Source organism: Paenibacillus ginsengarvi, from assembly GCF_003626695.1.
Taxonomy (GTDB): domain Bacteria; phylum Bacillota; class Bacilli; order Paenibacillales; family NBRC-103111; genus Paenibacillus_AB; species Paenibacillus_AB ginsengarvi.
On sequence record NZ_RBAH01000001.1, the window covers coordinates 159,683 to 177,584 of the forward strand.

The 17,902-nt window shown below is 56.0% G+C and carries 18 protein-coding genes; all 18 read right to left on the bottom strand.

All coding sequences use genetic code 11. The features are described from left to right. Window positions 1-90: 90 nt before the first annotated feature. Window positions 91-321 carry a KH domain-containing protein gene (locus D7M11_RS00825; RefSeq protein WP_120745250.1) on the bottom strand — a complete coding sequence of 77 codons (231 nt, stop codon included), beginning with the start codon at window positions 319-321 and terminating at the stop codon, window positions 91-93. 21 nt (window positions 322-342) lie between these two features. Beyond that, window positions 343-615, bottom strand: a complete 273-nt coding sequence (gene rpsP / locus D7M11_RS00830; RefSeq protein ID WP_120745251.1) for a 30S ribosomal protein S16 — start codon at window positions 613-615, stop codon at window positions 343-345. A 155-nt stretch (window positions 616-770) separates the two neighbouring features. After that, entirely contained in the window at window positions 771-2,147 is a 1,377-nt protein-coding gene (gene ffh, locus D7M11_RS00835; protein ID WP_120745252.1) for a signal recognition particle protein, read from the bottom strand. Between the two features lie 52 nt (window positions 2,148-2,199). Then, window positions 2,200-2,550, bottom strand: a complete 351-nt coding sequence (locus D7M11_RS00840; protein WP_120745253.1) for a putative DNA-binding protein — start codon at window positions 2,548-2,550, stop codon at window positions 2,200-2,202. Window positions 2,551-2,696: 146 nt separating this feature from the next. Beyond that, entirely contained in the window at window positions 2,697-3,026 is a 330-nt protein-coding gene (gene csaA / locus D7M11_RS00845) for a chaperone CsaA (protein ID WP_120745254.1), read from the bottom strand. 178 nt (window positions 3,027-3,204) lie between these two features. Continuing rightward, the gene (gene rbsK, locus D7M11_RS00850) at window positions 3,205-4,140 is read right to left on the bottom strand and encodes a ribokinase (protein WP_120745255.1); all 936 of its coding nucleotides are present in this window, start codon (window positions 4,138-4,140) and stop codon (window positions 3,205-3,207) included. A 28-nt stretch (window positions 4,141-4,168) separates the two neighbouring features. Then, the gene (locus D7M11_RS00855) at window positions 4,169-5,863 is read right to left on the bottom strand and encodes a MutS-related protein (RefSeq protein ID WP_120745256.1); all 1,695 of its coding nucleotides are present in this window, start codon (window positions 5,861-5,863) and stop codon (window positions 4,169-4,171) included. Window positions 5,864-5,990: 127 nt separating this feature from the next. Next, a complete protein-coding gene (clpP, locus tag D7M11_RS00860) occupies window positions 5,991-6,584 on the bottom strand; it encodes an ATP-dependent Clp endopeptidase proteolytic subunit ClpP (protein WP_120745257.1) in 594 nt (197 codons plus the stop codon). Beyond that, on the bottom strand, window positions 6,575-7,126 hold the full coding sequence (locus tag D7M11_RS00865; RefSeq protein WP_120745258.1) for a hypothetical protein: 552 nt from the start codon (window positions 7,124-7,126) through the stop codon (window positions 6,575-6,577). Before D7M11_RS00865 ends, clpP begins: the two co-directional genes overlap by 10 nt. Continuing rightward, entirely contained in the window at window positions 7,123-7,536 is a 414-nt protein-coding gene (locus D7M11_RS00870; protein WP_338042467.1) for a MerR family transcriptional regulator, read from the bottom strand. Before D7M11_RS00870 ends, D7M11_RS00865 begins: the two co-directional genes overlap by 4 nt. 203 nt (window positions 7,537-7,739) lie before the next feature. Further along, on the bottom strand, window positions 7,740-8,732 hold the full coding sequence (gene ftsY / locus D7M11_RS00875) for a signal recognition particle-docking protein FtsY (RefSeq protein ID WP_120745260.1): 993 nt from the start codon (window positions 8,730-8,732) through the stop codon (window positions 7,740-7,742). Between the two features lie 35 nt (window positions 8,733-8,767). Further along, window positions 8,768-12,340, bottom strand: a complete 3,573-nt coding sequence (gene smc / locus D7M11_RS00880; RefSeq protein ID WP_120745261.1) for a chromosome segregation protein SMC — start codon at window positions 12,338-12,340, stop codon at window positions 8,768-8,770. Window positions 12,341-12,580: 240 nt separating this feature from the next. Continuing rightward, complete coding sequence (gene rnc, locus D7M11_RS00885) at window positions 12,581-13,279, bottom strand: ribonuclease III (protein WP_420817370.1); 699 nt, start codon at window positions 13,277-13,279, stop codon at window positions 12,581-12,583. A 51-nt stretch (window positions 13,280-13,330) separates the two neighbouring features. Next, complete coding sequence (fabF, locus tag D7M11_RS00890; RefSeq protein ID WP_120745263.1) at window positions 13,331-14,569, bottom strand: beta-ketoacyl-ACP synthase II; 1,239 nt, start codon at window positions 14,567-14,569, stop codon at window positions 13,331-13,333. Between the two features lie 214 nt (window positions 14,570-14,783). Beyond that, window positions 14,784-15,017, bottom strand: a complete 234-nt coding sequence (gene acpP, locus D7M11_RS00895) for an acyl carrier protein (RefSeq protein WP_120745264.1) — start codon at window positions 15,015-15,017, stop codon at window positions 14,784-14,786. Window positions 15,018-15,168: 151 nt separating this feature from the next. Next, a complete protein-coding gene (gene fabG / locus D7M11_RS00900; protein WP_120745265.1) occupies window positions 15,169-15,909 on the bottom strand; it encodes a 3-oxoacyl-[acyl-carrier-protein] reductase in 741 nt (246 codons plus the stop codon). Between the two features lie 14 nt (window positions 15,910-15,923). Next, window positions 15,924-16,877 carry an ACP S-malonyltransferase gene (gene fabD, locus D7M11_RS00905; protein WP_120745266.1) on the bottom strand — a complete coding sequence of 318 codons (954 nt, stop codon included), beginning with the start codon at window positions 16,875-16,877 and terminating at the stop codon, window positions 15,924-15,926. Window positions 16,878-16,914: 37 nt separating this feature from the next. After that, window positions 16,915-17,901: a beta-ketoacyl-ACP synthase III gene (locus D7M11_RS00910; protein ID WP_120745267.1), complete on the bottom strand. Its 987-nt coding sequence runs from the start codon at window positions 17,899-17,901 to the stop codon at window positions 16,915-16,917. Window position 17,902 lies beyond the last annotated feature (1 nt).

Sequence of the window (17,902 nt, forward strand, 5' to 3'; positions counted from 1 at the left end):
AAAGGGTTAGGTCCGAGACCTAACCCTGTATCCGCGATTGCGCAGCTTATGATGCGATGCTGCACAATGGGTGCGCGGCCGCGTTCGTCGTCACGAGACGATTTCCACGGATACGCGCTTGTTATGTTTCACGGCCGCCGATGTAACGACAGTGCGCAAAGCTTTGGCGATTCGTCCTTGCTTGCCGATCACTTTGCCCATATCGGACGGATGAACGGAAAGCCGATAGACGATCTCGTCTTTCTCCTCCACTTCGCTCACGACGACATCTTCCGGATGATCGACCAACGCCTTGGCTAGTACGGTGATCAAATCTCTCATAGCAACCTCCAAATCAACAGATTACTTCTGTTGTCTGATTTGGTGAAACTTGGTCATAATGCCGGCTTTGCTGAACAAGTTGCGAACGGTGTCGGACGCTTGCGCGCCGTCTTGAAGCCATTTCAGAGCCTTGTCTTCGTCAAGCGTGACGGAAGCAGGCGTAGTCAGTGGGTTGTACGTGCCGATTTCTTCAATGAAACGGCCGTCGCGCGGAGAACGGGAATCCGATACAACCACACGGTAAAAAGGAGCTTTATGAGCGCCCATACGTTTCAGACGAATGCGAACTGCCATTGTGTTTTCACCTCCCTTAATAGGTCCCCCAAAAGTGAAGACAAGCTTTGCAACTTAATCCTATTACTTTTGGGGGAGCCCCCATTTTGCCCCAAAAAGTGGAGCGAAGCTTCGATGCTTATTACAATTACTTTTCTATGATGATTCTCGAAGGTTTAGCCGAACGGGAACTTAAAGCCGCCGCCCTTGCCCATCTTCTTCAAGTTTTTCATGCCTTTCGGACCGCCGGGACCCATCATCGACGAAAATTGCTTCATCATTTTCCGCATATCGTCGAACTGCTTGATCAGCCGGTTGACATCCTGAATCGTCGTCCCGCTTCCCGCGGCAATCCGCTTGCGCCGGCTTGCATTGAGCAGCTCCGGTTTCAGCTTCTCTTCCTTCGTCATCGACTTGACGATGGCGACTACACGTCCCATTTGCTTGTCGTCGACCTTCAAATCTTTCATGCCCTTCATCTTGTTCGCTCCGGGCAGCATATCGAGCAACTGGTCGATCGGACCCAGCTTCTTCACCTGCTCCATCTGCTCGAGGAAATCCTCGAACGTGAACTCGGCGTTCCGCATTTTGCGCTCCATCTCGGCCGCTTTTTCGGCATCGATGCTCGACTGCGCCTTCTCGATCAGCGACAGCATGTCGCCCATCCCGAGTATCCGCGAAGCCATCCGTTCCGGATGAAACGGCTCCAGCGAATCGAGCTTTTCGCCCATCGAAGCGAATTTGATCGAGCAGCCGGTAACCGACTTAACCGATAAAGCCGCGCCGCCGCGAATATCGCCGTCAAGCCTGGACAAAATGATCCCGGTCAGCTCGAGCTGCGCATGGAAGCTCTCCGCCACGTTGACCGCTTCCTGACCGGTCATCGCATCGATGACGAGCAGCGTCTCGTCAGGATCGACGGCCTGGACGATCATCTTCAGCTCTTCCATCAGCTCGTCGTCCGTTTGCAGCCGCCCCGCCGTATCGATAATGACATAATCGTTGCCGTTATCCTTGGCGTGCTGCACGCCGCCCTTCGCAATGTCGACAGGGCTTGTCTTATCGCCAAGCGAGAAGACCGGCACCTTGATCTGCTCGGCGAGCACTTGCAGCTGCTTGATCGCCGCCGGCCGGTAAATATCGGCTGCGACGAGCAGCGGACGATGGTGCTGCTTCTGCAGCAGCTTGGCGAGCTTACCCGACGCCGTCGTTTTACCAGCGCCCTGCAAGCCTGCCATCAAGATGATCGTCGGCGGCTTGTTCGATTTGGCCAGCTTGCTCTGCGTGCCGCCCATCAAGGCAGCCAGCTCTTTGTTAACGATATCGATGACAACCATGCCCGGCGTGAAGCTTTTCAGCACCTCTTGCCCGATCGCCTTTTCCTTCACCTTGGCAATAAACTCTTTGACGACCTTGAAATTGACGTCGGCTTCGAGGAGGGCCAGACGAACCTCGCGCAGCGCCTCGTTTACGTCGTCTTCGGTCAGCTTTCCTTTGCCTCGCAGCTTCGTCAGCACATTTTGCAGCCGGCCGGTCAATCCTTCAAATGCCATGGTCATCCCCCCGCATCTTTCGGTGGAGTCGGTAATGCGATTCCATTAACGCTCAATCTATATTGTACAAGCTTCGCACGTTCCGTTTCAATTCGTCGTGTTCCGCATAGGCCGGATTGCCGAAAATCGTTTCAATCTTCTCCGAAATATGCCGGCGCCGCTCGTGTTTATCCAGCAGCCTCAGCTTCGCCTCATAATCTTCGAGCGTAACCTCGGCTCGCTTAATATGTTCATACACAGCTTGACGGCTAATTTCGAACTCCGCGGATATTTCGCCAAGCGAGTAATCGTCGTGAAAATATAACCCGAGAAACGTTCTCTGCTTCTCTGTAAGCAGCGGTCCGTAAATGTCGAACAGCATATTGATGCGGTTCGTCTTCTCGAGCGACTGTTCGCCGGTCATCCGCGCCACCTCCTGTAAAGGAAAAACACTTTACACGACAACATGATCTATCATACCGACTCGCCGATCGATTGTCAAGCTTTTTACCTTGTCAGCTTTTAACCGCGTTTGATGAAGTTCGGGAAATTAACCCGCTCTTCACCGAATCAAGCGATCGGGGTGCCGTTCGGAAGCGGAGCATCCGGCTGCAACAGCACCACATCGCCTTCGGCCGGTACCCCTCCGAGCACGAGCACCTCCGAGACGAAGCCGGCGATTCGCTTCGGCGGAAAGTTGACGATCGCCACGACTTGAAGTCCGACCAGCGATTCGGGCTCGTACCTTTTCGTTATTTGGGCGCTAGTACGCTTTACTCCAAGTGGTCCGAAGTCAATCGCCAGCTTGATCGCCGGCTTGCGCGCTTCGGGAAACGGTTCGGCGCCGGTTACGGTTCCTATGCGAATATCCAGCTCTGCAAATTGCTCGTATTGTGCCATTTCTAAGAAGCCTCCTTGAACATGAGCCGTCCAAAGCGGACGGCAGTATGTATGCCATCATGCCCTAACCGCCCGTGCTTGTCAAAGGCTTCTTCGATTATAGTCATTCATTCGTACGACCGAAAAAAGCAAAAAACCTGCTAACGCGAACATAATATCGCTAGCAGGTTCTTTTCGATCAGGAATGGGCCACCATATCAAATTGATCCACTTCTTCGCGGGTCGGCAGCGAGGACTGCGCGCCAAATCGGGTTACGGTCAGCGCCCCTACCTTGGAGGCGAAGCGGACCGCCTCTTCGAGTCCGGCCCCTTCGCCCAATCGTACGGCAACGCCTGCATTAAACGAATCTCCGGCCGCCGTCGTATCGACCACATCGACCCGATACGCAGGGAAATCGGAGCGAACTCCTTGTATCGCGGTTCGGACTCCTTTCTCGCCCAGCGTAATGAGCAAATCCGCCTCCCCTGCGATTCGCTGTAATTCGTCCATTCGCTCCTCCAGGTTTCCCGCTCCGTCTACCGTTCCGGTGGCAAGGATCGCAGCCTCCGTTTCGTTCGGTGTAATCACATCGGCTAGTGCGATCACTTCCTCCGGAAGCTGTCGGGCCGGCGCCGGATTGAGCATCGTGCGCACCCCATGCATCCGGGCGATCCGCAGCGCCTCTTCCACGGCCGGAAGCGGGATTTCGAGCTGTACGAGCAGCACATCCGCGCCGCGGATCGCTTCCTCCGCATCCCGTACCAGATCCGGCGTGACGAAAGCGTTGGCCCCGGGAACGACAATGATATTGTTATCTCCGTCGCCAAGCACTTGTATGACGGCTACTCCGGTCGCGGTTCCTTTTACTGTGTTTACAAAAGCGGTGTCAATCGTTTCGCCGCGAAGCTGAGCGACCATCGTTTCCCCGAACACGTCGTCCCCCACGCAGCCGATCATGCAAACTTCCGCCCCGAGCCGCGCCGCCGCGACCGCCTGATTGGCGCCTTTGCCGCCCGGTATCATCGCGAACCGCTCGCCGAGCACCGTTTCCCCCGGCACGGGAGATTTGGCCGCCGTAACGACCAAATCCATATTGATGCTGCCCACAACCGCTATTTTCGCCTTGCGACTCATTAAAAGTTTCTCCCCTCGACCCGTCCCGTTATCTTCGGATGACGTTACGCTGCTTGAACGTATCGATAATTTGATCGAAGCTAATGCCATGTAATCTGGCAATGTCCTTCGCATAGCTGATTTCGTTCGGCGGACCCGGTTTCACCTTGTATGTCCGCTTCGCCGCCGACGCTGCGGCTACTTCTTCGCTGCCGTCCATTTCAACGCCAGCCACCATGCTGATGAGTCTGCTGTCCCCGGACACCTCGCCGTTGATCCGTTCGATGTCCAGCGCCAGCTCAAGCAGATGCGTGGCATATACGGCCCGGCAGCCGAGCACCTTCATCCCTTTGACGATATCTTTAGCCAGATGCAGGCTGTCCCGAGAGCTTGTGGAAGACAACGTCTCGTTCAGCAAAATCAGACTGTCGCGGGTGGCGTTCGCAAATATTTCGGCCAGTCTGCGCGACTCCTCGCCAAGCCTGCCATTCAGTATATTCGGTTTCTCTTCCTCGCTGAAATGGGCAAACACCCCGTCTACCGGACTTATGGCCGCCCTGGTGCCGGGAACGTACAGCCCCGCTTGGAACATAACCTGCGACAGTCCGACCGCGCGCGTATAAGTCGTCTTCCCGCCTTGATTCGGGCCTGTTAATATGAAAATACGGCCCTCGTCATCGAAACGGACGTCGCTCGCCACGACTGTATTGTTCAAGGGGATGTCCGGGTGGCGCCGCGTTAATCCGGTTGCCAGAACGACATCGAACATATTATCGATGCGGCATATCCGTTCCTTTTCAGGTACTGTCTCGGGCTTGCACATCCTGAGGCCGACGGACTCCATCAAGGCCACGAACCGGGCCGAGCCGACACAGAAGCCGATTTCCGCTTCCAGATTGGTGACGAGCGGAATGTTGATGTCGATATACCGTTTCATCGCTTGACCGATCGGAAGAAGAGCATCGCTAAGAATGTCTTCCAAGCTTTTGATTAAAAACGAATCCAGCGCCTGGCTCGTCGCTCTGTTGACAGGTTGGAACGGAGATATGCCCTCATACGGCTCGTCGACGGATTTCAGCCCGAGCAGGCTGGAAAGCAACGACCGTTTTTTGTTTTTGAACGGCTTCGATTCCAGCGACAAAATTATAGCCTCCGCCGGCTTCAGCTCGTGATCCAGATTAATGCCGAGCGTAACACTGGACATACTTTGCAGCTTTTGGCGGTATTCCGGAATCGCCTGCGATAGCGACTGGAACGATTCATCCGCGGTCAACCGATCGACAGCCGCAAACAGCCGGCTCAGCCCATCAGACTTAATCTCGCTGCGGAATCGCTCTGATACCGTTTTCATACCCGCGACGCACTGCACATACAGCTCGAGCGATTCCAGCTGCCAGGCGATTTTGCGCAATGGCTCGGCTCCCGTAATCGTCTTCGTGCGATACTGAACGTCCAGTTTATGGAGAAGCGGAAGCAGCAGCGCAAATTCGTCTGACATGTCGGGAAGTGTTACGAAATCTTCCGCTATGTCAAGACGGTACCGGATAACCTCCTCATTGCTGCACAGCTGGACGAGTAACTTCCGGATCGGATCATAATACTTTTGGTTGACGCACAGCTCATGCACCACTCTCTCAAGACCGAGGTCGTTTACGCATTGTTCCGTAAGACGCATCCCGTGCGCCGCCTGTTCCTTCGCCGACGCCGTCGGCCAAAGCAAGCTGACAGCAAGTTCCGTATCCAATCGACATCGCCCTCCCAAAACCCATGATCCCCACAATTATCCATCTTCTCTATCACACCACAATAGCCAAGGAAGAGCAACAGGGCAAGCCAAAAATTCACACAAAAAGCAAACAAGGCGGAAGCTCTTATTGAGCCTCCGCCTGACCGGTCAATACTTTATCGATAATCCCATACTCTATCGCTTCGCGGGCATTCATAAAGTAATCCCGATCCGTATCCCGCTCGATCGTTTCAAGCGACCGTTTCGTTTGAGCGGCAAGCAGACCGTTCAGCTTACTTCGCAGCTTCAGCAGCCGTGCGGCATGAAGGGCAATCTGCGACGCCTGGCCTTGGACGCCTCCAAGCGGCTGATGAATCATAATCTCGCTATTCGGCAGCGCGTATCGTTTACCCGGGGTTCCGCTGCTTAACAGGAAGGCGCCCATCGAAGCGGCAAGCCCGATACAAAGTGTGCTGATCTCGGGCTTCACATGCTGCATTGCGTCGTAAATGGCAAAACCCGCCGTTATCGAACCTCCCGGACTGTTAATGTAGAGCTTGATCTCCCGCTCAGGCTCGCTGCCCTCGAGAAACAGCAGCTGGGCGATGACTGAATTAGCAGCCTGATCGGTAATTTCGCCGTTCAAAAAAACGATCCGGTCCTGCAGCAGACGCGAGTAAACGTCATAGGCGCGTTCGCCGCGGCTTGTCTGTTCCACTACATAAGGGATCAAATCCATCTGACACCCCCGTTTTCGCAGCTGTAGTCTATGCGATACTTCTTCTCCAGATCGGACAACTGTAGCGGAGCGATCCGAATCGGCTTCAGCGGAGTCAACTTCTCGAACCGGTAATCAGGATCGGAAGCCTGGCACGGCTGCAACCGTTTGACAACCTCAGCCACTTCCGGATCGACCTCAGCATCCTCCATCTTATCTTCAAGCCTCGCTTCGAACGACACCGCGTGCTGTCTCCAATTCAGTAGGCCGTCTTCGCTTTCAAACGCCGCTTCGATGACGACCGTTTTCATTCCGGCATCGATCGGCTCAGAGGTATACAGTTCCACGACGATCTGCCGCGCTTTCGAACCGTATGCAACAACGATGTCGCCGCTGTTCGTTTCCGGGTACCCGCTCAAATTGGGCTTTCGGTAGATGCCTTCAGGCAGCCGGATGCGAACTCGCACCAGACCGTCTCCGCTTCGTTCTCCCCATTTGATCAACAAATGGTTCAGACCTTCCTCATTCTCCATAACGGATTTGGCCAGCTTGCACATCATCATCGACTGCCGTCCTCCTTTATCATCCGCGTAACCGTTTCGATGACATTCGCCCGCAGCTCGGCGGATATTCGCGGACTTACTGAAATAATAAGATCGTCGCTGATGATAAAAGTTTCATTACCGATCATCTGCTTCGACTGGTAAAGATGCAGACTTTCCCCGATCCGCGCAATGTCTTCGCTGGAGAGCGATTGCAGCTTCGTTTGAATGGCGGCCAGCGTCTCCCCGCTCTTGGATAAAGTAAGTATCGCGCGGAAATAATCGATGTGCTTATCTGTGTACACCCGCTTGTTGCCTACAAGCTCCAACGGCGGAACAAGTCCGATCTGCGTGTAATACCGTACTGTCCGCAATTGAAACTCAGGATCGTCCTTGCCGATCAGCTCGGCTACTTGCTTGGCCGTATACATGTTCAAACTCAGTCCCTCCATGTTTCCGTCTAAGTAACATTTCAATGTATCAATAACACTTAACTGTATGTGTTACAGTATACTGTAACTATATATTTTTTGCAACTCCGACACGAATGAAAAAACTCCTCGCTCGGACAAGGCTGAGAGCCCACTGTCCTACGAGGAGTTTTATTACCGCGAATCACCGCGAACGACCTGACTTAAGCTTCGTCCGCTTCTTCCTTCTGAATCAGGCCGGCAAACAGCGCATGAACGAACTGGTTGGAATCGAAATCCTCCAGATCGTCGATCTTTTCGCCCAGACCGACCAGCTTCACCGGAATGTTCAGCTCATTGCGGATGGCAATCACGATGCCGCCTTTGGCCGTGCTGTCCAGCTTCGAGAGGACGAGCCCGGTAACCCCGGTTTTCTCGCCGAACAGCTTCGCCTGGTTCAGTGCGTTTTGACCGGTCGTAGCATCGATGACGAGCAGCGTCTCGTGCGGAGCGTCCGGAATTTCGCGGCGGATGACGCGATAAATTTTGTTCAGCTCATCCATCAGATTCGTCTTGTTCTGCAGACGTCCCGCCGTATCGCAGAGCAGCACGTCGACCCCGCGCATCTTGGCCGCCTGGATCGCATCGAACATGACTGCAGCCGGGTCGGAGCCTTCCGACTGCTTGATCACGTCGACTCCGGCGCGCTGGCCCCATACTTCGAGCTGATCGATGGCGGCTGCCCGGAACGTATCTCCGGCCGCGAGCAGCACCTTTTTCCCTTGCGATTTGAAGCGATGCGCGAGCTTGCCGATCGCCGTAGTTTTCCCGACTCCGTTGACGCCGACGAACAAATACACAGTCAAGCCGTTTTCGTTCATATGAAGACGGTTGTCCTCGCCGCCCTGCATCATGCCGACGAGCTTCTCGGACAGGATCGGTTGCAGGTCGGCCGGATTTTCGATTTTCCGCTTGCGCACCTCGGTCCGCAGTTGCTCGATTAGCTCCAGCACCGTATTCACGCCTACATCCGCGCCGATCAGTATTTCTTCAAGCTCCTCGTAAAAGTCTTCGTCGATTTTCTTCCGGCGAAGAATGAGCTCCTCGACCTTTTCCACGAAGGCGGAGCGGGTTTTGCTCAGCCCGTCCTTGAATTTGTTCGTTACCGATTCCGCCGTGGCGGAAATGCTCTCGCGCAGTCTTTTAAAAAAGCTCATACTTTGGCACCGTCCATATCAAAGTTAAAGGGCCGTTACGCCGTCATCGGATTCTCATCGTCCAGGCGGACGGAAACGAGCTTCGATACGCCGCCCTCCTCCATCGTAACGCCATACAGCACATCCGCCGATTCCATCGTTCCTTTCCGGTGCGTAACGACAATAAATTGCGTCTGGCCGGAAAATTCCCGCAAATATTCGGCGAACCGGCTTACGTTCGCTTCGTCCAGTGCCGCTTCAACCTCGTCGAGCACGCAGAACGGCACCGGCTTGATGTGAAGAATCGCGAACAGCAGCGCCATAGCGGTCAAAGCGCGTTCGCCGCCGCTCAGCAGCTGCAGATTTTGCAGCTTTTTGCCCGGAGGCTGGGCCACGATCTCGATGCCCGTATCCAGCAGACGATCCGGCTCGGACAAGATCAGGTCCGCGCGGCCGCCGCCGAACAGCTTGACGAAGACGTGGACAAACCGGGAGCGGATCATATCAAACGTCGTTTTGAACCGTTTGGACATTTCTTCGTCCATTTCGCGAATGACGAGATACAACTGCGTTTTCGCTTCGACGAGATCGTTCTTTTGCTCGCTCAGGAACTGGTATCGCTCATTCACCCGCTGGTATTCCTCGACGGCCCCGAGATTCACTTCGCCGAGCGAGGTTATTTGCCGCTTCAGGTCTCTCACTTCGTTCTGGGCGGCGGGAACGTCTTCCGGGATCGGGTAACGCTGCTTGGCCAGTTCGTAGCTCAGCTCGTATTCCTCGGCCAGCTTCTTCAGCAGGTTTTCCAGCTCCACGTCGAGCCGGTTGACCCGCACTTCCGTTTGCCTGAGCTGCTCCTCGACCAACTTGAGCTGCGTCCGCTGCTCCTTCGTAAGGCTCTCGCCTTCCTCCAGCTTCTGCACCCATTTCGCCCGCTCCGCCCGCTTGAGCTCCATCTGCTCGGCCGCTTCCTGCTTTTTGAGCCGCAACTGGTGCAGCAGCTCGATCTGCTTCACCGACTCGGCATCGTTCGCCGCCAGATCGGCAAGCACCTGCTCCAGCAGCCGTTTGCTCGCGGCGTGCTCCTTGACCGTGGCGCTCAAATCTTCGTCGAACCGGTGAAGCTGCTCCTCAAGCGACTGCTTCTCCTGCGAAACCGAGGCGGTTTTCACCTTCAGCGACGTGAGCTGGACCTGCAGCTCTTCCTTGGCCGACTCCTTCGCCTTGCGCTTCAGCTCCGCATCGCGAATCGCCGTCTGCAGCCCGGTTTCTTCCTGCTTGTATACCTCGAGCGCTTCCTCTGCGGCTTTTTTCTTCTGCGTAAAATCGTTCCATTCGCCGGCAAGCGATTCGCGGTCATGCGCGTACAGCGCCGTCTGCTCCTCGGCGTTTTTGCCTTCGCTGTCAAGCTGGCTGAGCTGTGAACGAAGCTGCTGCTCCTCGATTCGCTGCTGTTCGCCGAGCTGGCGCAGCTCGTCCAGCGTTCGGCTGCCTTCGGCCAGCTCGCGCTTGATAACCTCCACCTTTTTGCGAAGATCGCCTAGCTGACTCTCCGAGGTGCGAATCTCCTTGTCCATCTCATCGATTTGGCGCTTGCGCCCGAGCAGGCTTGACGTTTTCTTCTGCAAGCTGCCCCCGGACATCGAGCCGCCCGGATTGACGACATCGCCCTCCAACGTAACGACGCGGTAGCGGTATTGGCATTTCGAAGCGATCCGGTTCGCTTCCTCCAGCGATGCGGCGACGATCACGTTGCCTAGCATGCTGGAAACGATGTTCTCGTACTTATTCTCGAACTCGACGAGATGGACGGCGACACCGACAAAGCCGTTCTGGGAAGACAGCATCGTTCGCTCGTGATCGGGAATCGAACGTCCGCGGATGACGTCCAGCGGCAGGAAGGTGGCGCGTCCGGCCTGCTTGCGCTTCAAAAAGGCGATCGCCTCGCGCCCGGAAGCTTCATTTTCGACGACGATGTTTTGCAGAGCGCCGCCAAGCGCCGTTTCGATCGCCGTTTCCACCTCGGCCGGCACCTTCACCAGCTCGGCTACCGCACCGTGGATGCCCCTCAGCCCGTCCGGCCGGTTTTTTGCCTTCAGCACCTCTTTGACGCCGAGCGCAAACCCGTCGTAATCGTTCTGCATTTCATTCATCGTATCGCGTCTGGAGATAAGCGCCTCCAGCTTCTGCTCCCATTTGCGCACCATGTCCTGCGCCTGACCGAGCAACTCCTGCTTCGACTTCATCTCCTGCCCGAGCGCGGCATAACGGTTGCGGCAATCGTCCAGCTCTGCGGCCAGCTTCGCCGACCGCAGCTTCAGCTCGCTCCGCCTTCGCTCGATCTGCTCGTGCTGGCCTGACCATTTGGCGTATTCGTCTTCCATCCGCTCCATCCGCCGCGACAACGATTCGAGCTGCTGCTCGGCAAAACGGACTTCGTTGCGGGACTGGGCGATCCGGTTCATCGTCTCGAGCAGGTCCGCCTTCAGGCTTTCCTCCTCCGCGCTGCTGACCCCTCCTGCCACTCCGAGCAGATGCTCCTCCTCGGCGGTCAGCTTCGCCCTCAGCTCCTCAACCTCGCGCGCGAGCAGCGCATATTTGTCGCGAAATGCGGCGGTCTCGCTTCTTTTCTCGGCGATGCGCCGCTGCTGAACGTCATGCGTAAGCTCCAGCTGGCTGCGGTTCGCAAGCAAATTTTTGCCGCGCTCTTTCAGCACCTCGCCTTGGCCTTCGGTTTTCTCGAAGTCCTCGCTGATCCGCAGCACCGTCTCGTGCAGCCGGTCGATCTCCTCCTCCAGCCTGCGCGCCTCCATCCGCTCCTTCTCGAGCAGGGCGTCATGCTTACTGACGATTGCCGACAGCTCCAGCTCTTCCTTTTGCAGCGCGGTCAGCTTATCGCTCGCCTGCTTCCAAGACTCGTGAATTTGCTCGATCTGGTATACGTACATCGAGATTTCGCTCGATTTCAGCTGCTCCTTAAGCTGCTTGAACAGGATCGCCTTCTCCGACTGCTTGCGCAGCGGCTCGATCTGATCCTCCAGCTCGGAGACGAGATCGTGGATGCGCAGCAGGTTGCTCTCCGTCTCCGCCAGCTTTTTCTCCGCTTCCTTCTTGCGCGACTTGAACTTGACGATACCCGATGCTTCTTCAAAAATGCCGCGCCTGTCTTCCGACTTCGTACTTAAAATTTCCTCGATCCGGCCCTGGCCGATAATCGAGTACGCTTCTTTTCCGATACCCGTATCCATGAACAGCTCGGTAATATCTTTCAGCCTGCAAGCTTGTTTGTTAATAAAATATTCGCTATCCCCGCTCCGGTGGATGCGGCGCGTAACCGTCACCTCATTAAACCCGAGCGAAAGCGATTCGTCCGAATTGTCCAGCGTAAGCGACACTTCTCCGTAGTTGACCGCCTTGCGGGAGTCGCTGCCGGCGAAGATGATATCTTCCATCTTGCCGCCGCGCAAAGACCGCGCGCTCTGCTCGCCGAGCACCCAGCGGATCGAATCGGAGATGTTGCTTTTGCCGCTTCCGTTCGGTCCGACGACGGCCGTAATGCCCTGGACGAACTCCAGCTCCGTCTTATCCGCGAACGACTTGAATCCGGCCAATTCCAAACGTTTCAAAAACATGGCTTCACCTCAAACGACTATGTACTGCAAAGGTTTACAGCTTATTGTAGCATATATGGTGCGGCAGGAACACTTCCTGCGGCCCCTCCCCGTCACGGCGCTTGCTATCTCCCGTGGGAGCGGGGTGGGTACTGCTCGCCGGCAATAGTTCGGTGCAATAATAAACCTCCACCCGCGATCATCGTTTGATCACGCAGATGGAGGTTTTATTCCCTGTTATGTACTCGGAGGCCGCGCGCGTTATTGCTCCAACGCAACCCGCAGCTGTCCGAGCGCTTGCGAAGCCGCCTGCTGCTCGGCATCCTTCTTGGAACGGCCGGTACCGGTTCCGAGCTTGCTATCGCCCATCCACACCTCGGAAACGAATTCCCGATCATGCGCCGGTCCGCGTTCCTCCACGATCCGGTATTCCACGGTTCCCATTCCGCGCTGCTGCGTATATTCCTGGAGCTTCGTTTTGAAATCTCCCGCCTGCAGCATCGCGTCTTTCGCCAAGTAAGGAAACATGTTCGCCTGCAAAAACACCTTGACCGCTTCCAGCCCCTGGTCCAAATAAAGAGCAGCGACGAACGATTCGAACACGTCGGCCAGCAAGGCCGGACGGGAACGTCCGCCGGTCAGCTCTTCGCCTTTGCCCAGAAAGACGTACGACCCGAAATCGAGCCGTTCGGCGAACTGAACAAGCGATGGCTCGCACACGATCGAGGCCCGATGCTTCGTCAGCTCCCCTTCCGGACGATTCGGGTACGTGCGGAACAAATAATCCGATACGGTCAGTTGCAGCACGGCGTCGCCCAAAAACTCCAGCCGCTCGTTATCCTGCAATCCGGCGGTGCGTTGTTCATTGACGTAAGAGGAATGCGTGAACGCTTGCTTCAGCAAACGCGGATCGCGGAACGTAATGCCCAGCTCCGCCTGCAGTTTTTTAAGTGATTTCAACGAAATCCACCGCCTATCGATTCGATCCGGTAGCGGGATTCACCCGAAGCCTTATTCCGCGAACCGTTTCAACACGATCGTTGCGTTATGACCGCCGAACCCGAACGAATTGGACATCGCCACGTTTACACTCGCTTCTCTCGGAACGTTCGGCACGTAGTCGAGATCGCATTCCGGGTCTTGGTTGTCGAGGTTGATCGTCGGCGCAATCCGGCCGCGTTCAATCGTAAGTCCGGAGATCACGGCTTCCACCCCGCCGGCTGCGCCGAGCAAATGCCCGGTCATCGACTTGGTCGAACTGATGGCCACCTTGTATGCATGGGCGCCGAGCGCCTTCTTGATCGCTGTCGTTTCCGAACGGTCGCCGATCGGCGTCGACGTGCCGTGCGCATTGATGTAATCGATCTCGGATGCATCGATACCCGCGTCACGGATCGCCCGAGCCATGCAGCGGGCCGCTCCGTCCGGATCGGGATCGGTCATATGGTGAGCGTCCCCGGACATGCCATAGCCGATCACTTCGGCATAAATATGGGCGCCGCGTTTCTTCGCATGCTCCAGCTCCTCAAGCACGAGAATGCCCGCGCCTTCGCCCATAACGAATCCGTCGCGATCGATGTCGAACGGCCGGCTTGCCTTCTCGGGCTCCTCGTTGCGCGTGGACATCGCCCGCAGCGCGCAAAAACCGGCCATCCCCGTAGGGCGGATCGTCGCCTCGGCGCCGCCGCAAATCATCACATCGGCTTCGTCGGACTGAATCAGCTTGTACGAATCGCCGATCGAGTGAGTTCCCGTAGCGCACGCCGTTACCGCCGTGCTGTTCGGGCCTTTCGCGCCGAATGTCATCGAGATTTGCCCGGACGCCATATTGGCGATCATCATCGGGATAAAAAACGGACTAACCCGCTTCGGCCCTTTTTCCAGCAAAATTTTATGCTGCTCTTCCCATGTGCCAAGCCCGCCGATTCCCGAGCCGACATATACACCGCAGCGCTCCGGGTCGGTATTTCCCCCGATGTCGAGCTTCGCGTTATCGATCGCGGCTTTGCTGGCCGCGACGGCGAATTGGACGAACCGGTCCATGCGCCGCGCTTCTTTCTTATCCATATAATCTTCGGGATTAAAATCGTGGATCTCTGCAGCGATATGAGTCGTGTACTCGCTTGTATCGAACGACTCGATGACCGAGACGCCGGATTGGCCGGCCATCAGGTTGTTCCAAAACGTTTCCAGATCGTGCCCCAAGGAAGACATGACGCCCATTCCGGTAATGACGACTCTTCGTTTCATCAGTTCCCACCTCTTCGACAAATGACGGCGATTGGTACTGCTTTGTATTGGCAGCTTCGGCCTTAGGCCGAAGACTCGTTTGCGCGATTTAATGAGGACAAGTCCCGTTCCTGTCAAGAAAACGGGACTTTGTTAACCTTTTAGCTGTAGCATAGAGAGTCGGAACTTCGCTGGGAAAGCTGTTTATACCCAGGAAGCCCGCTTCGTCAAAGTCTTAGGTATGAGACTTTATGTATTCTACTACTTCTCCTACGCTTGTAATCTTCTCAGCATCTTCGTCGGAAATTTCCAGATCAAACTCGTCTTCCAACTCCATAACCAATTCGACTACGTCGAGGGAATCTGCACCCAAATCGTCTTTAAAAGATGCTTCCAGGGAGACTTCAGCCTCTTCAACCCCTAAGCGATCGACCACTATGCGCTTCACGCGGTCAAAAATATCGGACATCCCGTTCACCTCCTCCTTGGTATTATACGAGAAAAGAATGCAAAATGCCATATGTGTTCGGCAGTTTGCCGCCCCGGTCATGCTGCCCCGAAGTGCGGCGCCGTTTAGGCCGTTTTATGAGACCGTTTTGCGGATGAGCTTAACGGTTTGCTCACATGTACATACCGCCGTCGACGTGAATCGTCTGACCCGTCATATAGGCGGAATCGTCGGATGCCAGGAAGCGGACGATCCGGGCGATCTCTTCCGGCTGCCCGAAACGGGCGAGCGGAATCTGCTGCAGCATTTGTCCGCGCAGCTCCTCGGCAAGCTTGTCGGTCATTTCTGTTTCAATAAAGCCGGGCGCAACCGCATTAACGGTAATATTGCGGGAAGCAAGCTCTCTGGCCGCCGATTTGGTCAAACCGATTACACCGGCTTTCGCCGCCACATAGTTGGCTTGTCCGGCATTGCCGAGCACGCCTACGACGGACGAAATATTGATGATTTTGCCATAGCGCTGCTTCATCATCGGACGGGTTACCGCCTTGATGCAATTGAAAACGCCCTTCAAGTTCGTATTAATAACTTGATCAAACTCGTCTTCTTTCATGCGCATAATCAGATTGTCCCGGGTAATGCCGGCGTTGTTGACCAAAATATCGACTTTGCCGAAACGGTCGATCGTTTGCTTGACGAGCTCGTCCACCTGCTCGGCCGAAGCGACATCCGCCTTCGCCTTGAACGCTTCGCGGCCCATGCCTTCGATGAGACGGACGACTTCTTCGGCCGCCTGCTCGCTGCCCGCATAGTTGACGACGACATTCGCTCCTGCCTCGGCGAGCCCAAGCGCGATCGCCCGGCCGATTCCGCGGGAGGCTCCCGTTACAATCGCTACTTTTCCTTCCAGCATCGCTAATTCCTCCTTCAAAATGGAGACCTGGAGGCCTCAAGCTCAGCGGCGAATTTGTCCAGCGCCTCGCGGCTGTTAATCGACACCGCTTGCACCTGCTTGTCCACCTTCTTAATCAGTCCGGCCAGCACCGTGCCCGATCCGATCTCAACGAACGTATCCACGCCCTGCGAGATCATCCAGGCGACGCTGTCTTCCCACAAAACGGGAGAGACGACCTGCTCGACGAGCAAGCGCCGGACCAGCTCCGCTTCCAATACCGAATCCGCCGTGACATTGGCTACGACCGGAATGCGCGCATCTTGCATGTCTACTTCGGCAAGCGTACCGGCAAGACGGTCTGCGGCAGGCTGCATAAGGGACGAGTGAAATGGTCCGCTTACCTCAAGCGGAATGACCCGTTTCGCACCGGCTTCCTTGCCGCGTTCTACAACCGCCTGAACGCCTTCCCGGCTTCCTGAAACGACGATCTGACCCGGGCAATTGACGTTCGCCATCTCCACCGCGCCGACTTCCGACGATACGGTGCGGCAAAGCGCAGCAAGCTGCTCCCGGTCCGCTCCGAGCACGGCAGCCATGCCGCCTTGGCCGCTCGGCACGGCCTGTTCCATAAACTCGCCGCGCGCGCGAACGGTGCGCACCGCGTCCTCAAAGCTCATAACGCCGGCTGCGACGAGCGCGCAATATTCGCCGAGGCTGTGACCGGCTACGAAATCGGGCTCGATGCCCAACTCCTTGACCGCTTCCAGAATAGCTATGCTTGTTGTCAGCAGCGCCGGCTGTGTATTGACCGTTTTTTTCAGTTGTTCGTCAGGACCTTGAAAAATAAGTTCGGTAAGCGAAAAACCAAGCGCTTCGTCCGCCTGCAAAAAACGGCTTCTCGCGCCTTCGTGGTTGTCGTAAAAATCTTTGCCCATGCCGACGGCCTGAGCGCCTTGTCCCGGAAATACAAACGCGATCCGTTTCATCCTCGGTTCCTTCCTTCCTGGCTAAACTACCCGGCTGTTACCATACGAGTACGGACGAGCCCCACGTCAAGCCGCCGCCGAAGCCGACGAACAGCAGCTTGTCGCCTTCCTGTACGCGGTTTTCACGAACCGCCTCGGCCAGCGCAATCGGAATCGAAGCAGCCGACACATTGCCGTACTTGTTCAGGTTGATCATGCATTTCTCTTCCGGAAGCTCGAGCCGCTCAAGCGCCGACTGGATGATGCGGATATTCGCTTGATGCGGGATTAGCAGGTCGATGTCGCTTTTCTCGACGCCGGCCTTGCGCAGCGCTTCCTCAGCCGCGCTACCCATAATTTTAACGGCGAATTTGAATACTTCCTTACCCGCCATATAGATGTATTGCGACTTGTCCTCCAGCACCTTCTGCGAGATCGGATTACGAGAGCCTCCGCCGCTTGCCTTCAGCAGTTCCCCGCCTCCGCCGTCCGCACCGAGCTCGAACGACAGAAATCCGCGGCCTTCCGGCACCTCGCCCAGCACAACCGCGCCTGCGCCGTCACCGAATAAAATGCATGTATTGCGATCCGTGTAATCGGTTATTCTCGAGAGGCATTCGGCGCCGATTACGAGCGCGTTTTTGTAGATGCCGCTTTTGATCAGGCCGGTTGCATTGGCGAGACCGTATATGAAGCCGGAACAAGCGGCCGACAAGTCGTACGCCGCCGCCTTTTTCGCACCGAGCTTGTTTTGCAAGATGCAGGCTGTCGACGGGAACGACATATCCGGCGTAACCGTTGCAACAATAATTAATTCTAGCTCCTGTGCCGAAATCCCTGCACGATCCAGCGCCTCCAGGGCGGCTTCGTATGCCAGATCGGAGGACGCTTGATGCTCCGCGGCAATTCGGCGCTCGCTCATACCCGTGCGGCTGACGATCCATTCGTCGTTTGTTTCGACGATTTTCTCCAAGTCTTTGTTCGTAAGCACCCGCTCCGGCACATACATGCCTGTGCCGAGAATTCCTACCGGTATCCCATTCATT

Coding starts and splice junctions, on each gene's coding strand:
- D7M11_RS00825 (WP_120745250.1), bottom strand. CDS start 321: ATGAGAGATTTGATCACCGTACTAGCCAAGGCGTTGGTCGATCATCCG.
- rpsP (WP_120745251.1), bottom strand. CDS start 615: ATGGCAGTTCGCATTCGTCTGAAACGTATGGGCGCTCATAAAGCTCCT.
- ffh (WP_120745252.1), bottom strand. CDS start 2,147: ATGGCATTTGAAGGATTGACCGGCCGGCTGCAAAATGTGCTGACGAAG.
- D7M11_RS00840 (WP_120745253.1), bottom strand. CDS start 2,550: ATGACCGGCGAACAGTCGCTCGAGAAGACGAACCGCATCAATATGCTG.
- csaA (WP_120745254.1), bottom strand. CDS start 3,026: ATGGCACAATACGAGCAATTTGCAGAGCTGGATATTCGCATAGGAACC.
- rbsK (WP_120745255.1), bottom strand. CDS start 4,140: ATGAGTCGCAAGGCGAAAATAGCGGTTGTGGGCAGCATCAATATGGAT.
- clpP (WP_120745257.1), bottom strand. CDS start 6,584: ATGGATTTGATCCCTTATGTAGTGGAACAGACAAGCCGCGGCGAACGC.
- D7M11_RS00865 (WP_120745258.1), bottom strand. CDS start 7,126: ATGATGATGTGCAAGCTGGCCAAATCCGTTATGGAGAATGAGGAAGGT.
- D7M11_RS00870 (WP_338042467.1), bottom strand. CDS start 7,536: ATGTATACGGCCAAGCAAGTAGCCGAGCTGATCGGCAAGGACGATCCT.
- ftsY (WP_120745260.1), bottom strand. CDS start 8,732: ATGAGCTTTTTTAAAAGACTGCGCGAGAGCATTTCCGCCACGGCGGAA.
- smc (WP_120745261.1), bottom strand. CDS start 12,340: ATGTTTTTGAAACGTTTGGAATTGGCCGGATTCAAGTCGTTCGCGGAT.
- fabF (WP_120745263.1), bottom strand. CDS start 14,569: ATGAAACGAAGAGTCGTCATTACCGGAATGGGCGTCATGTCTTCCTTG.
- acpP (WP_120745264.1), bottom strand. CDS start 15,017: ATGTCCGATATTTTTGACCGCGTGAAGCGCATAGTGGTCGATCGCTTA.
- fabG (WP_120745265.1), bottom strand. CDS start 15,909: ATGCTGGAAGGAAAAGTAGCGATTGTAACGGGAGCCTCCCGCGGAATC.
- fabD (WP_120745266.1), bottom strand. CDS start 16,877: ATGAAACGGATCGCGTTTGTATTTCCGGGACAAGGCGCTCAGGCCGTC.
- D7M11_RS00910 (WP_120745267.1), bottom strand. CDS start 17,901: ATGAATGGGATACCGGTAGGAATTCTCGGCACAGGCATGTATGTGCCG.